14 protein-coding genes and 3 pseudogenes are annotated in these 13,407 nt (G+C 69.0%); 10 read left to right on the top strand and 7 right to left on the bottom strand.

Annotated features, from left to right (window positions below):
- Window positions 1-129: 129 nt before the first annotated feature.
- From FPZ47_RS01980 to FPZ47_RS01970, 3 genes are read right to left on the bottom strand one after another with little or no spacing between them, the layout of a single operon-like run.
- A complete protein-coding gene (locus FPZ47_RS01980) occupies window positions 130-489 on the bottom strand; it encodes a carboxymuconolactone decarboxylase family protein (protein ID WP_144947282.1) in 360 nt (119 codons plus the stop codon).
- Window positions 490-523: 34 nt separating this feature from the next.
- Window positions 524-946: a DUF302 domain-containing protein gene (locus tag FPZ47_RS01975; protein ID WP_144947279.1), complete on the bottom strand. Its 423-nt coding sequence runs from the start codon at window positions 944-946 to the stop codon at window positions 524-526.
- Between the two features lie 41 nt (window positions 947-987).
- On the bottom strand, window positions 988-1,257 hold the full coding sequence (locus FPZ47_RS01970) for a metal-sensitive transcriptional regulator (RefSeq protein WP_144947479.1): 270 nt from the start codon (window positions 1,255-1,257) through the stop codon (window positions 988-990).
- Window positions 1,258-1,400: 143 nt separating this feature from the next.
- Here FPZ47_RS01970 and FPZ47_RS01965 point away from each other — a divergent pair, with 143 nt between their 5' ends.
- The gene (locus FPZ47_RS01965) at window positions 1,401-1,787 is read left to right on the top strand and encodes a thioredoxin family protein (RefSeq protein ID WP_144947277.1); all 387 of its coding nucleotides are present in this window, start codon (window positions 1,401-1,403) and stop codon (window positions 1,785-1,787) included.
- 39 nt (window positions 1,788-1,826) lie between these two features.
- On the opposite strand, the gene FPZ47_RS01960 is transcribed toward FPZ47_RS01965, so the two are convergent.
- Window positions 1,827-2,372 carry a class I SAM-dependent methyltransferase gene (locus FPZ47_RS01960; RefSeq protein ID WP_144947274.1) on the bottom strand — a complete coding sequence of 182 codons (546 nt, stop codon included), beginning with the start codon at window positions 2,370-2,372 and terminating at the stop codon, window positions 1,827-1,829.
- 73 nt (window positions 2,373-2,445) lie between these two features.
- On the opposite strand from FPZ47_RS01960, the gene FPZ47_RS01955 reads away from it, so the two are divergent.
- On the top strand, window positions 2,446-3,033 hold the full coding sequence (locus FPZ47_RS01955) for a TetR/AcrR family transcriptional regulator (protein WP_144947272.1): 588 nt from the start codon (window positions 2,446-2,448) through the stop codon (window positions 3,031-3,033).
- A 4-nt stretch (window positions 3,034-3,037) separates the two neighbouring features.
- Here FPZ47_RS01955 and FPZ47_RS01950 read toward each other — a convergent pair whose 3' ends face one another.
- On the bottom strand, window positions 3,038-4,801 hold the full coding sequence (locus FPZ47_RS01950) for an N-acyl-D-amino-acid deacylase family protein (protein ID WP_144947269.1): 1,764 nt from the start codon (window positions 4,799-4,801) through the stop codon (window positions 3,038-3,040).
- 198 nt (window positions 4,802-4,999) lie between these two features.
- Between FPZ47_RS01950 and FPZ47_RS01945 the strand changes: the two genes are divergently transcribed.
- On the top strand, window positions 5,000-5,671 hold the full coding sequence (locus FPZ47_RS01945; protein WP_144947267.1) for a TetR/AcrR family transcriptional regulator: 672 nt from the start codon (window positions 5,000-5,002) through the stop codon (window positions 5,669-5,671).
- A 140-nt stretch (window positions 5,672-5,811) separates the two neighbouring features.
- Here FPZ47_RS01945 and FPZ47_RS01940 read toward each other — a convergent pair whose 3' ends face one another.
- On the bottom strand, window positions 5,812-6,693 hold the full coding sequence (locus tag FPZ47_RS01940) for an SDR family NAD(P)-dependent oxidoreductase (protein ID WP_246133240.1): 882 nt from the start codon (window positions 6,691-6,693) through the stop codon (window positions 5,812-5,814).
- 675 nt (window positions 6,694-7,368) lie between these two features.
- Here FPZ47_RS01940 and FPZ47_RS01935 point away from each other — a divergent pair.
- The 4 genes and pseudogenes from FPZ47_RS01935 (at window position 7,369) to FPZ47_RS01920 (ending at window position 10,429) form a co-directional block, all read left to right on the top strand.
- The gene (locus FPZ47_RS01935) at window positions 7,369-8,178 is read left to right on the top strand and encodes a SigB/SigF/SigG family RNA polymerase sigma factor (RefSeq protein WP_144947264.1); all 810 of its coding nucleotides are present in this window, start codon (window positions 7,369-7,371) and stop codon (window positions 8,176-8,178) included.
- Window positions 8,179-8,300: 122 nt separating this feature from the next.
- Window positions 8,301-8,921, top strand: coding sequence for a hypothetical protein (locus FPZ47_RS01930; RefSeq protein ID WP_144947261.1), 621 nt, complete (start codon window positions 8,301-8,303; stop codon window positions 8,919-8,921).
- Between the two features lie 132 nt (window positions 8,922-9,053).
- A pseudogene (locus tag FPZ47_RS30545) lies at window positions 9,054-9,575 on the top strand (hypothetical protein).
- The gene (locus tag FPZ47_RS01920) at window positions 9,572-10,429 is read left to right on the top strand and encodes a DUF4344 domain-containing metallopeptidase (protein ID WP_144947258.1); all 858 of its coding nucleotides are present in this window, start codon (window positions 9,572-9,574) and stop codon (window positions 10,427-10,429) included. Before FPZ47_RS30545 ends, FPZ47_RS01920 begins: the two are co-directional and overlap by 4 nt.
- 19 nt (window positions 10,430-10,448) lie before the next feature.
- Here the strand turns inward: FPZ47_RS01920 and FPZ47_RS01915 are convergent, their stop codons facing one another.
- Window positions 10,449-10,925, bottom strand: a complete 477-nt coding sequence (locus FPZ47_RS01915) for a nitroreductase family deazaflavin-dependent oxidoreductase (RefSeq protein WP_144947255.1) — start codon at window positions 10,923-10,925, stop codon at window positions 10,449-10,451.
- 157 nt (window positions 10,926-11,082) lie between these two features.
- Here FPZ47_RS01915 and FPZ47_RS01910 point away from each other — a divergent pair, with 157 nt between their 5' ends.
- The 3 genes and pseudogenes from FPZ47_RS01910 to FPZ47_RS30385 form a co-directional block, all read left to right on the top strand.
- A complete protein-coding gene (locus tag FPZ47_RS01910) occupies window positions 11,083-11,760 on the top strand; it encodes a TetR/AcrR family transcriptional regulator (protein WP_144947252.1) in 678 nt (225 codons plus the stop codon).
- A 39-nt stretch (window positions 11,761-11,799) separates the two neighbouring features.
- A pseudogene (locus FPZ47_RS01905) lies at window positions 11,800-12,952 on the top strand (cytochrome P450); the annotation flags it as partial.
- A pseudogene (locus tag FPZ47_RS30385) lies at window positions 12,904-13,098 on the top strand (short chain dehydrogenase); the annotation flags it as partial. The pseudogenes FPZ47_RS01905 and FPZ47_RS30385, both read left to right, overlap by 49 nt.
- Between the last annotated feature and the right edge of the window lie 309 nt (window positions 13,099-13,407).

The following is a 13,407-nucleotide window of genomic DNA, read 5'->3' as shown; positions in this document are numbered from 1 at the left end:
CTCCACGCACCAAGCTAAGGCTGGCCGATGCAAAGGTCAGCAGTCGACCGGCACGCCGTGACTTTGGTCCTTCAAGGTCGTGCCATTCGTCATCGGACCCTAGACGCCCGGGCCGGCCGGCCCGGGCGTCTATGACGTCTTGGCGTCGGCGAATTCACAGAATGCGCTGTAGGCCCGGGCGCCGTAGATGGTGGCCGGCCCGCCGTGCATGAGGAAAGTGACGCCGATCGCCTCGGCGGCTTCCTCCGGTGTGGCACCGGCGCGTGCGGCCGCCTGGGCGTGCGACGCGATGCACCCGTCGCACCCCTCGACGACGCCGATCGCCATCGCGAGCAGTTCTTTGACCTTGCGGCTCAGGGCACCCTCGTTGAATGCGGCCCCGCTGAGGGCCGCGAAACCCTTATAGACCTCGGGGATCTGCTGGCGAAGTGCGCGGTGCTGGGGCAGGAGGTCCTCGAGGACCTTGTGGTGATTCTGCTGGTCTGACATGGCTACCATCTTATACCCCCGCGGGTATACGTCCCTATTCGCCCGCGGGCACCGGTGAACTGTTCTTCAGGGAGTCGATCATCGCTTGCAGTTTGCCGGTGACTTCCTCGGCGACCGGGCGCAGCTCCGGCTCACCGGTGAACTCCACCATGAGGCCGGGGTTCATCGCCTCGACGAGCACGGTGCCGGCGTGGTCGGGGTCGGTGCGCACGACGACGTTGCACGGTAGCAACAACCCTATCTGGCGGTGCGCCGACACGGCGCGATGCGCCAGGGGCGGGTTGCAGGCACCCAGGATCAGGTAGTCCTCCATTTCCTCGCCCAGTTTTGCCTTCAGCGTTGCCTTCACGTCGATTTCGGTCAGCACCCCGAACCCCTGCTCCGCCAGCGCGGCGCGCGTCCGCGCGACCGCGTCGTCGAAGGAGGTGTGCAGCGGTGTCGCGATTGAGATATCCATGACGACTCCGTCCTTTCTTGCCTGGGCTGTGATCCCCCGCATCACGCGAGGGCGAGGAACAACTTCTCGAGTTCGGCTTCGCTCATGGGAGCCGCGCCGCTGGCCGTGGTACCCGTGACGCATTCCTTCAATCCGGTCGCCACGATCTTGAATCCCGCACGATCGAGAGCGCGCGACACCGCGGCCAGCTGCGTGACGACGTCCGTGCAGTCGCGTCCCTGCTCGATCATCGAGATCACCCCGGCAAGTTGGCCCTGCGCACGCCGCAGCCTGTTCAGCACCGCGGTCATGCTGTCTTGTTCGCCGATCACTGGTTCCTCCATCGTGGTTGCCTACCCCATCATAGTACCCAGGGGGGTATATGTGCCCTGGTTCGACGAATCGGTCCCACGCCCCGGAATATACCCCACCGGGTATTTCGTTCGCACCTGCGGAACCAACCTCAGGAGAGAAGATGACCACCGCCAACCTCACCCATGACACGTTCGCGTCGACGATCGCCGGCAATTCGATAGTGCTCGTTGACTTTTGGGCCGCATACTGCCGACCCTGCCACGCCTTCGCGCCCGTCTACGAACGGTCGGCACGGGCCCATCCCGAGATCGTGCACGCCAAAGTCGACACCCAGGCCGAGCCCGAGTTGGCGGCCACGCTGGGAATCCGTTCGGTACCGACCATCATGGCGTTTCGCGACGGCGTGCTGGTCTACAGCCAGGCCGGCGCGATGCCCCCCGCCGTGCTGGAGAACCTGATCGCGCAGGTGCAGGCGTTGGACATGAGTGCGGTCCGCGCCAAGATCGCCGGCCGCAAGGCCGCAGCGCAGCGACGGCAACCCGCCTGAAAACCGATCCGACATCAGTTGCCCGACGTGCCCCGGCCGTCACGCGCGTGCCAGCAGCCAGGCATGGCCCTCCCCTTCGCCGGTGGCCAGCACGTCAAGGTCGGCGAACGCGCGCGGGAGCTCGCCGGCGGCCGCACGGTACGGGCCGGGGCCCCGCCCGACTTCGCTGAGCACGGCGACGGCCAGTAACCCGCCCGGCGCCACTCGCGCGATGACCGCCCGGTCGAGCCGGGGATCCCGGAATCTGTGGCACAGGACGACCTCGACCGGCGGGCCGGCCGGCAGACCGTCGTCGAAGTCGACGACCTCGAAGCGGCAGCGACCGCCGACCCCGCTGCGGCGGGCCAGATCCCGGGCGTGGCCGACGGCCACCGGCGAAACGTCCCAACCCAGCACTTCCAGCCCCCGCCGGGCCAGCCAGACGCTGCCGAGGCCCTGCCCACAGGCCAGATCGAGGGCGCGTCCGGTGGTGGGGAAAACGTCGGCATGAGCGGCGAAGACATCGGGAACCGCAACCGCGCGCACCCCGGGCGGCCCGAGGCTGGCGTACCGCTCGTCCCAGCGGAGCCGGTCACCCTCGACCACGCGCGTCACCCTACTCGGGGCCCGACCGAGCGGATGCCGACGGTTGCCGGCGCGGCGTTCCTACACTGGATCGGTGTCCAGAGCTGTGGCTTCTCCGGGCGCCGGCGCGGCACGCCGGTCCGACCGCCGTCCCGGGCAGACCATCCGCAAGGTGCTCGACGCCGGATTGGCGGAGCTGCGCGAATCGTCGTACGCGAACCTGACGATGCGCGCGGTCGCGACCCGGGCCGGGGTCTCGCCGGCGAGCGCCTACACCTACTTTCCGTCGAAAAGCGCGCTGGTGGCCGCGGTCTACCTGCGCTTCCTGCGCGACCTGCCGCTGCACACCGACGTCAACGACACGACCCAGACCCGGGTCAGCGCCACCCTGAGGGACATGGCCGTGGCGGTCGCCGACGAACCCGAGCTGACCACCGCCTGCGGCGCGGCGCTGATGGCCGACGACCCGGCGGTCGCGCCCCTGCGGGAGCAGATCGGCGAGGAGGTGTCCCGGCGGATCGGGGCGGCGTTGGGCCCCGGCTGGCCCCGCGCGGTGAAAACCACGCTGCAGATGACGTTCGCCGGCGCGCTGATGACGGCCCGTTTCGTCACGTATCGGGAGATCGCCGGACAGCTCGACCGGGCCGTGGAGCTCATCCTGGGAGCGTCCGCGGCCGGATAGGCGGCTATGCCGCGGCCAGCCTGCGCGACGGACGGCCCGCCCGCAGGAAGCGCCCGAGCTTGCGATTGCCCAGCGCGGGAGAGGCTTTGCCCGCGCCGAACGCGAGCTGCCCCGACACCAACACCGCGCGGACCGTGTCGTCGTTGCGGTTGACCATCCGCGACAGCCCGCCGTAGGACTGCACCGGGTGCTCGGCGTAGCGGTCGAGGGAATCGTCGAGCTTGGCGGGGTCGAGCACGACGACGTCGGCCCGGTCGCCTTCGCGCAGCGTGCCCGCGTCGATGCCGTACCACAGCCCGAGTTCGCCGGTGAGCCGGTGCACCGCGCGTTCCATCGACAGGAACGGCGTGCCCCGCCTGTCGGCGTCGTAAGCGTGACGCAGCAGGCGCAGCCCGGAGTTGTAGAAGGCCATGTTGCGCAGGTGCGCGCCGGCGTCGGAGAAACCCATCTGGACGGCCGGGCTCTGCGCCAGCTTGCGGAGCAGTTCGGGGCGGTGGTTGGAGATGGTGGTGCGCCAGCGCAGCTTCTCGCCGTGCTCGACGACCAGGTCGAGGAAGGCGTCGACCGGGTGCAGCCCCCCGCGATCGAGGCCCACCTGCCCGAACGACCTGCCGACCACCGACCGATCGGGGCAGGCCACGATCTCGGCGTCGAAGAAGTCGCGATGCCACACCCTGGGGCCGAATTTCTGGCCGTAGTCGCTGCGGAACCGGCGGCGGTACTCCTCGTCGCGCATCAGCTGGTTGCGCTCGACCTCGTCCTGTAGGTGCAGCGCTGCGGCACCGGAGCCGAACTCCTCGAAGATCACCAACGAGATTCCGTCGGCGTAGACCTCGAACGGCACGGGCAGATGCTGCCAGCGGAAGTCGCCGCCCAGGGCGTTGACGAGCCGCCCGAGCCGGTCCATGACGTGGATGACGGGCGGGATGGCCTTGATGTCCGCGGCCGACAGCAGGCTGGTCTTCAGCCGCGGGCGACCGATCCCCAGCGCGGTCACCAGCTGCGAGAGCACCGACAGGGGATTATTGATGTCGGGCCCGGACTGCAAGATCTTGTCGCGCCGCCGGAGAATGGCGTTCAGGCGGCGCAGCTCGCGCGGGCCGGCGTAGGTGGACGGCAGCGTGCGCGACCGGCAGACCTCGCCGTCGAGTTTGTCGAACAGCATTTGCTGCGAGGACATCCCGACGAATCCCTCGTCCAGCGCATCGTTGAGCATCGATTCCATCCGCGCCAGTTCCGCCGGGGAGGGCCGCACGTCTTTACGGGTCGCCCGGTCCAGGCCCATCGTCGCGGCCCGCATGTCGGAGTGGCCGATGAAGGCGGCGACGTTGGGGCCCAGGTTCAGCCGCTCGAGTGCGGCGACGTATTCGCCGGGATCACTCCAGGAGCGCGCCCGGTCCAGCCACTCGATGACGTAGCGCCGGGGTATCGCCTCCACGCGGCCGAAGATGTCGCCGGCGTCGACGTTGTTCAGGTAGACCGTGGACAGCGAGCACGAGCCCAGCAGCACGGTCGTCACACCGTGCCTCAGCGACTCGGAAAGTGCCGGCTCGCAGAGTGTTTCGATGTCGTAATGCGTGTGGATGTCGATGATGCCGGGAATCACCCACTGACCCGTCGCGTCGACGATGTCGGCGCCCGCCGCCTCCAGCGGTCCGGCCGTGACCGTCGCGACGCGGCCGTCGCGCACACCGATGTTCCGCAAAGCCGACGGTGCGCCCGTTCCGTCGAACCAGCGGCCGTTGAGGATCACCGTGTCGTACCGCATAGTTCGGCCTCCCTGCCGGGCCCCGCGCTTGCGCCTCCAGGTTTCGGTGATCATACATACCGACGACGGTGTCTACCGCGATGGCTCGTGGTGCGACGGGACGCACACGCGCCGCGCCGTGCGGGGCCGAGCCCGGTCCCGCAAACGCTATGATCCGCCTGTGGGGACGACCGGACGCCAGACCGCCGTTCGCTGAGCATGCGCAGCCACGGTTGGGCGGGTAACGCGCCCGCCTCCGACGAGGAGGCGATCGAGCGCATCCTGAACGCCGCCGACGCGATCATCGACGAGCGCGGCTCGGCGATGCGCATCGCCGACGTGGCCCGGGTCCTCGGGGTGACCCGGCAGACCGTCTATCGGTACTTCCCCGGTACGCAGGCGTTGCTGGTGGCATCCGCGATGCGGTCGGCCGACGGGTTCCTCGACCGTTCGGCGGCCCACCTCGAGGGGATCACCGACCCGGTCGTGGCCGTGACGGAGGGGGTCGCCTTCGCGGTCGAACAGCTGGCCTCCGACAAGCAGGTCGCATTCGTGCTGAACCAGCGCCACCGCGGCGGGCAGAAGGTGTCGATCATGTCGGACACCGCCCTGGCCTTCGGCCGTTCTATGCTGCATCGCTTCGACATCGATTGGGAGCGCTGCGGTTTCGACGAAGTGGCGTTGGACGAGCTGAACGAGTTCTGCCTTCGGGTGCTGCATTCGTTTCTCGCGGATCCGGGACGGCCACCGCGCAGCGGCCCCGAGTTGCGGCGCTACCTCACCCGCTGGATAGGGCCCGCGATCGCCTACCCGCAACTGGTGCGCACGATGGAGACGCTTCGTTCGCCGGAGCCGCCACGCGCGCGCCGGCGCCCCGCGGCGGCATCCTGACACACCGTCGACACCGCGGTCGCCAGGCGAGCCGAGCTGCAGCGCGCGATCGGCGCACGCATCGAGGGCCTGATCGACAACTCCGACAGGAGTCCTGGCTCCCGACGTTCATCCTGCTGATCGAGCGGCGCCAAACGGGTTCATGACCCGGTACCGAGCATCTCGTGCAGGTCCGCTGTCGACCACGGACCGGCGTCGCGGTGATCGCGGTAGCCCAGCACCCGCGGCGCCGGACGGTCGAACCTGCCGACGAATCCCCCTGCAGCCATGAAGATCTGACCCGTCACGCCGCGCGCCAGGTCGCTCGCGAGGTACGCGTAGAGCGGGGCCACGAACTCGGCGGGGCGCTGTCCAGCGACGCCCGCACGGTCACCTCGTCGAGCAGCCCGCGACGATGCAGGTCCGCGATGTGTTCCTCGTACTCGGCCCCGGTGGACAGCCGCGTGCGCGCTTCCGGGACACACCCCGTTGGCCCGCACCCCGTAGACCTTCAGCTCGGCGGCGATGGCCATCGTCAGTGCGTTGACGGCGCCCTTGCCCGCGGGGTACCCGGTGCCGCCGTAGTCGCCGAGAAACGCCACCGAACTGGTGTTGACGATCGACCCGTGTCCCTGCGCGGCCATGACGCGGGCGGCGACCCGGCAGGTGTGGAACGCCGTGCCCAGGTGCGCACCGATCAGCTGGTCGAACTCGGCCGCCGAGATGTTCAGGATCGACGATCCCGGCGGCTCGGCGACCCCGGCGCAATTGACCAGGACGTCAAGGGTGCCGAACGCACCGATGCATTCCTCGACGAGCGCGCCGGCAATGCGCTCGTCGTCGGCGGCACCGACGACCGCGGTCGCCCGCCCGCCCGAGGCCGTCAACGCCCCGAGGGTCGCGTCCACCGCGGCTTCGTCCCGCCCGTTGACCACCACGCCGGCCCCGAGGTCGCACAGCAGTCCGGCAACCGCGCGTCCGATCCCCCGGCTGCCGCCGGACACCACCGCGCCGCGCCCGGCCAGCAGACTCGTGCCACTCATCGCAGCGGGCTTTCCGGGCGACGCGACGCGTACCGGAAGCCGTTGCGCGAAAAGAATTTCCGAGCGCGATGGTGAGCCGGTGACGCGGCACGAGTGTTAGGCATCGGTCGAACAGTACCCGGCCGCCGCGTCCGGCTGCGCCAACCGGGCCGGTCGTGCGGGCTGAACTGCACGCCAACCGACGGTCGGCAGCGGGCAAAGCGGTCAAGGCCGGAGTCTTCGGGCTCTCCGCGGCGCGATTCGGCCGCCTGACAAAGGCTTTCCTGGATTCCGAGATGCCCCTCGTCGGGCGTGCGGATGTGCCTGGCTACGATTTAGCTCGTCCGGGAACCGGGTTAGAAGCGTTCCCGCAGACCAGCTTCCGTCGACCCATCGCGCGTCGGTGCGATGTCGCGTATACTGGTTTCTGAATCCGTTCTGGACGGGTCGTTTAGCCCAAAGCGGCCAGTCATCCGCTCGGCTGCTGGGTTTCCGTGGCAAACGACTCCAGGTCTTCTGCCACGTCCCGTTAGTACCGTGCGCGCTTCGGCCACATCCACACGGATACGGGTGCCGTGGGAGCGCCTGCGCATTCACCTGCCGAGCCGTCCCGCTGCATACGGCGCAGAGGAAGAGCCAGTCCATGCCAACTTTTTGGTGCACGAGCAAAATCCGGAGGCGGGGGTCCTCCATCCGATGACCGACGTATTGGCGCCGCCCCGCCCGGCCCGCGGCACCACCCAACGAGGGGACGACTCCTATGACGACGTCGTCGAGATGTTCGTCGCGCTGCGGCAGCTGCCGGCCGAGTCGCACGAGTACAAACGACAACGCGAACGCATCGTGGCCCGCTGCCTGCCGCTGGCCGACCACGTGGCCAGCCATTTCGGGCGCCGCGGCGAAGGACTCGACGACTTGACCCAGGTCGCACGCCTGGGCCTGATGAACGCCATCAACCGATTCGACCCCGCAAAAGGCCCCAGTTTCATCGGATTTGCGGTACCCACCATGATGGGTGAGGTCCGCCGCTACTTTCGTGACTACAGCTGGGGCATGCGGGTGCCGCGCCGGTTGCGCGAGCTGCACGTCCAAATCGGCAGGACCACAGCCGATTTGGCGCAGAAGCTGGGGCGGGCACCGACGGCCGCCGAACTCTCTCGGGCATTAGAGGTCCCCCACGAGGAGATCGTCGAATGCCTGGTCGCGGGTGACGCCTATCGGCTGGAATCCCTGGACGCGCCCATCGGCACCGACAGTTCGGGCAAGCCCCGCCTGGTGGCCGACGCTGTCGGTGGCATCGATCCCCGGATCGACCACATCACCAACCGGGAAGCGGTCCGCGCCCTCGTGAGCGCGCTGCCCCGGCGCGAACGTGAGGTTCTGCACATGCGGTTCTTCGAATCGATGACGCAAAGCCAGATCGCCGAGCGGATCGGCGTCTCGCAGATGCAGGTCTCGCGCATCCTCGCCAACACCCTGTGCTGCCTGCGCGACCAGTTGGAGTAGCGCCGCTCTGGGCGGGGCGGCGCGCCCTTTCCGGCCCGCCCGGTTTCCCGGCGATGTACTGTCCGATTCGGCATTCGAGACGGATTGCTTCGCCCGAGGCAGCCCGGGAAGGAGCGCGTGCGGTGAGGATCTCTGCGGCGGTGGCGGCGGGTGCGGCCGTGGCGACGGCGCTGGCGGTCGCCACGAGCGGTTGCGGCAGCCATTCGACGTCATCGACCCCGAAACCCGGTTCCGCCACCTCGGCCCCGGGCAGCCGCGGCCCGGCACCGACGTCGGGCGCGCCCGCACGGCCGGGCGAATATGCGGGGTTGCTGATCACGGCGACCGACCTCAATGCCCCGGTGACGTTCACCGCAGGTCCGCCGACGGACAACCCGAACGGCCGGCCGGGCGTCGCGATGACATTCCGCGACGAAGACGGCAGTCATCTGATCAAGGACACCATCCAGGTGTTCGCCGACCCCGCCGCGGCAACGGATGCGCTCAACGCGGCAAAAGGCGCCCAGGGCGACGTCGTCAAGAAGCCGACGTCACGCCCGGCCAACATCGGCACCGGCGGCACGACGCTGTCCGGAGACTCCCCCGATGGGCTCAGGGGTGTGACGGTGCTGCTGTTCACCGAGGGCAGGGCCCTCGTCACGCTGCAATTCGACGGCCCGCCGGGTTCGCTGGTGCCCCAGGACTTCATGACCGACGTCGGCCAGAAGCAAGACGCGGCCGTCAAGAAGGGGCTCGGCGGCTGATCCCCCGGCGGGTGTCCGATCGCTCCCGCAAGCCATGTCCGCCCGCACCTTTGCGCGCGCCGGCGCTATTGTTTCGGGCGCGGCCGGCGACCCGAACCGGCGGCGGGCAGCTCCGACCAGCCGAGGAGTTCGATGGACGTCGTGAACGGCCTGCCGGCTCATGTCCTGCTGCTGCATTTCGTCGTGGTGCTGGTGCCGCTGACCGCCCTGCTGGAGATCGTGTGCGGACTGTGGCCGGCCACCCGGCGCGGCCAACTGCTGTGGGTGACGCTGATCTCGGCGGCGGTCACGATGGTGTTGCCGCCGATCACCACGAACGCCGGCCGGTGGCTCTACAGCCGGCCGCCGGCCCGACCCCCGTCCTGCGCGAACACGCCGAGCGCGGCAGCACGATGACCTATTTCGCCGACCTACTTCGCCGCCGCTTTGCTGGCGGTCGCCGTCGGGCTTGCCGTGCTGCGCGTGACCGAACGCAGGTCGCCGAAGCCGTCGATGGTTCTGCACGTCAGCACGGGAATAGTGGTGCTCGCCGTGGGCATCTCGTCGATGGTCCAGAGCTACCGGGTGGGCGCCGACGGCCGATTTCGCCGGGCCCCGCAGGCTCCCCGCGCGCGGCGGCACCAGGGACAACCGGGACAGGAGTTGGCACGATGAGGGCAGCGGTCGCCGCCGCGGTGTGTGCCGCGGTGCTCACGGGAGCCGGCTGTGGGGGCGCCGGCCACCAGGCCGGGTCCGGACCGGCCGGAAGTCCGTCGGCCCAGGCAGCGCGGGCGGCCAAGCCGGCGCCCCCGTCCGGAAAAGTAAAGGTCCGCTACGAAGATGCGGAAACGCTCGAGGCGCGGCACGGTCGCCAGATCATGCAGGACGCGAAGGTGCTCGAAGACCTCGCTCAGCACATCGAGGACAGCCTGGTGCTGCCGTCCGATCTCGGGCTGGTGGGCAAGCAGTGCAACACGGACAACGACTTCTACGATCCCCCCACCAACGAGATTCAGCTCTGCTACGAGGCCCGGGACCACGCCGAACAGCTCTTCGCCGGCAACGGAAGCCCGAACCCGGTGACCCCCGCCGTCGACGAGACGGTTTCCGCGGCCTACCACGAGCTGGGTCACGCCACGGTCGCCATCTACGAACTGGCTTTCACAGGGCGCGAGGAGGACGTGGCCGACCAGCTGTCGGCGTTCATGTTGCTCACGCCGGGCGCCGACGGACAGCCCTATCCCAACGGTGTCCGCATCGCGACCAACACCGCCCAGGAGTGGAAGTTGAGCGCAAAAGAGTCCGGCGACGCGAACGACCTTCCGTTCTGGGACGGCCACTCGATGGACATCACGCGGATGTACAACTGGGAATGCTGGATCTACGGCTCCGATCCGGTGGCCAACGCCGGCATCGTCACGTCGGGCGACCTCCCCGAAGACCGGGCGGGCAACTGCGAGGAAGAGTTTCAGAACATGTCCAGGGGCTGGCAGCAGCTGCTGGGCGCCCATCTTCGCAAGCCAGGCTAGTGTCGCGACTCGCCGAAACCTACGCGGCCGGCGTGAGCAGGAAAACGCGGAATTCCCTTCCGCCGGAGCGGTCTTCGGCGATCCGATAGTTGGGCCAACGTTCCAGCGCGGCGACCCATGCCCGCTCGCGCTCGTCGCCAGTGAGCAACCGCACCCTGGCGGTGCACACCCGGCCGCGCCTGCGCACGCTGACCTGTTGTGCGGATTTGAGATTGGCCGACCATGCCGGGTGGCGCCGGCGGCCCCAGTTGGAGCCGATCACCACCAGTCCGTCGTCCACCGGGGTACACAGGACCGTGGCCGTCCGGGCCAGTCCGGTCTTGCGGCCCGAGGCCGTGATGCGCACGCCGGGCAGCCCTGCGGCGTCGAGCACGCCGACGCGCCCGACGCTGAGGAAGCGAAGCAGCGCCTCGGCACCCTCGATGAGGGGTCCCCCCGCCGGCATCAGCAGTCGGTAGGCCGTCGGGTTCCGCGCCAGCCGCTGCAGCGGGTTCATACCGCCACTGTATTCGCCCGGCGATGTGAGGCAGGTGTCCGGCGGGTGAAATCCCCTGGCCGGGAGGGGTTTCACCGTGCCGGCGCCGCGTGGCGGGCGCGGGCGCGGAAGGACCGGTCCAGCGCTGAATAAATTGTTTGATTTAATACCTCGGCAGGTGTTCACTGAGGCGATGACCGCCGTGCGGATGGTTCGTGCCGAGAGGTCGACGGGCACCCGGGAGGCGATCTTGTCGGCCGCCGAGGTCTTGTTCGCCGAGCGTGGGATGTACGCCGTGTCCAACCGGCAGATCAGCGAGGCCGCGGGTCAGGGCAACAACGCCGCCGCGTGCTACCACTTCGGCACCCGAACCGACCTGCTGCGTGCGATCGAGCGCAAGCACCACGAGCCGATCGAGCAGCTGCGCACCCGGATGCTGGCCGATGTCGGCGATTCGGCCGAGCTGCGGGACTGGGTCGGCGCACTGGTGCGCCCGCTCACCGATCACCTGGCGACGCTGGGCGTGCCGAGCTGGTACGCGCGTTTCGCGGCTCAGGCGATGGCCGACCCGGCGTACCGCCACGTCGTGACCAAAGACGCACTCACCTCGCCGGGGCTGGTGCGGACCGTCGACGGCATCAACCGCTGCCTTCCGGACCTGCCCGGACGGGTGCGTTCGGAACGAACCGTGATGGTGCGCAACCTGCTGATGCACACCTGCGCCGAGCATGAGGCGGCGCTGGCCGAACACGGGCCCGGATCGCGTTCGGCGTGGCCGGTCGCCGGCGAAGGCCTGATCGACGCCATCGTGGGCCTGTGGCGTGCGCCGGTGCACGTGAGCGCGGCGGGCGGCTAGGAGTCGCCGGAACGAACGCGGCCACAACCGAAAGGCACCATGACAGACATCTCGACCGGCACCGCCACCGACATTCCCGGGTTCCCGATGACAGGCGAGCCCGGTTGCCCCTTCGCCCCGCCTCGGGAGTCGTTGGCGCTCAATGCGACCGGACAACTCAGCCGGGTCCGGATCTGGGACGGCAGCACGCCCTGGCTGATCCACGGCTACGACGCGATCCGCGCCTTTCACCGACTCCCGCGCCAGCGTCGACGACCGGCTGCCCGGCTACCCGCACTGGAACGCGGGCATGCTGGCCACGGTGCACACCCGGCCGCGGTCGGTCTTCACCTCCGACGCCGAGGAGCACACCCGCTTCCGGCGGATGCTCTCGAAACCGTTCACGTTCAAGCGGGTCGAGGCGCTGCGCCCCGCGGTGCAGAAGATCACCGACGAGCACATCGACGCCCTGCTGGGCGGCTCGAAGCCGGGCGACATCGTCGGCACGGTGGCGCTGCCCGTCCCGTCGCTGGTCATCAGCCGGCTGCTGGGCGTGCCGTACGGGGACGCGGAATTCTTCCAGGCGCAGGCTGCGCGGGGCATGGGCCGCTACGCCACCGCGCAGGACACCACCGAAGGCGCGGCCTCGTTGGCGAAGTACATCGCCAATCTGGTGCGGACCAAGATGCACGATCTGTCCGAGGACCTGGTGTCCGACCTCGCCGAGCGGGTCAACGCCGAAGAGCTCAGCGTGCGCGAGGCCGCGCAACTGGCCACCGGGGTGCTGATCGCCGGCCATGAGACGACCGCGAACATGCTCAGCCTGAGCATCGCGGCCCTGCGCGATCATCCCGACCAGCTGGCGCTGATGCGTGACACCGACGACCCCAAGGTGATCGCCGGCACCGTCGAAGAGCTGATGCGCTACCTCAGCATCATCCAGACCGGCCAGCGCCGCATCGCCGTCGAGGACATCGAGATCGGCGGCGAGACGATCCGGGCCGGCGAGGGCATCATTCTCGATGTGGCACCGGCGAACTGGGATGCGCGCCAGTTCCCCGACCCCGACCGGCTGGACCTCGCCCGAGACGACGGCCCGCACGTCGGCTTCGGTTACGGGCGCCACCAGTGCGTCGGTCAGCAGCTGGCCCGGATGGAACTGCAGATCGTGCCGCCCACCCTGCTGCGCCGCATCCCCACGCTGCGGCTGGCAAGTACTACGGTCCGCGGGGATTCTACGAAACCGCGTGCCGCGGAGTCACATTCGCCGCAGTCCCGCGCTTGGCGCGCGACGAGCCGGAAACGTCGAGGTTGTGGCGGATCTCCGAGGAAGGCACCGGCGTCACGTATCCGGACTGACGGCAGGAAGTGGTGCACATGCACGGTGCAACCCCCGGGGTGTCCGGCGGACCCCGGACCAGCTGAAGGCGTTGGGGCTCAAGGCGGTCCTGCTGCCGATGCACCCCGGCAACGACGACGGCGACAACGACGACAGCGACAACGACGACGGCGACAACATCAGAAAGTTCCCGGGTATCTGACCCTGATTTTTCAGCCTGATGTGGGTGATGGCTGTGTCGTGACACGGAAATGCCCTTCGTGCAAGGGAAAATCGTGATGGTAGAAGTCATGATGTCCCGAGCAGAAGGGCACCCGCGAGGTGAATGC

This window comes from Mycobacterium helveticum (assembly GCF_007714205.1).
Classification (GTDB): Bacteria; Actinomycetota; Actinomycetes; order Mycobacteriales; family Mycobacteriaceae; genus Mycobacterium; species Mycobacterium helveticum.
Note: the sequence above shows the minus strand (reverse complement) of the source record. Positions and strands in the feature narration are given on the sequence as shown.

Coding starts and splice junctions, on each gene's coding strand:
- FPZ47_RS01980 (WP_144947282.1), bottom strand. CDS start 489: ATGTCAGACCAGCAGAATCACCACAAGGTCCTCGAGGACCTCCTGCCC.
- FPZ47_RS01975 (WP_144947279.1), bottom strand. CDS start 946: ATGGATATCTCAATCGCGACACCGCTGCACACCTCCTTCGACGACGCG.
- FPZ47_RS01965 (WP_144947277.1), top strand. CDS start 1,401: ATGACCACCGCCAACCTCACCCATGACACGTTCGCGTCGACGATCGCC.
- FPZ47_RS01950 (WP_144947269.1), bottom strand. CDS start 4,801: ATGCGGTACGACACGGTGATCCTCAACGGCCGCTGGTTCGACGGAACG.
- FPZ47_RS01945 (WP_144947267.1), top strand. CDS start 5,000: ATGCGCAGCCACGGTTGGGCGGGTAACGCGCCCGCCTCCGACGAGGAG.
- FPZ47_RS01940 (WP_246133240.1), bottom strand. CDS start 6,693: ATGAGTGGCACGAGTCTGCTGGCCGGGCGCGGCGCGGTGGTGTCCGGC.
- FPZ47_RS01935 (WP_144947264.1), top strand. CDS start 7,369: ATGACCGACGTATTGGCGCCGCCCCGCCCGGCCCGCGGCACCACCCAA.
- FPZ47_RS01920 (WP_144947258.1), top strand. CDS start 9,572: ATGAGGGCAGCGGTCGCCGCCGCGGTGTGTGCCGCGGTGCTCACGGGA.
- FPZ47_RS01915 (WP_144947255.1), bottom strand. CDS start 10,925: ATGAACCCGCTGCAGCGGCTGGCGCGGAACCCGACGGCCTACCGACTG.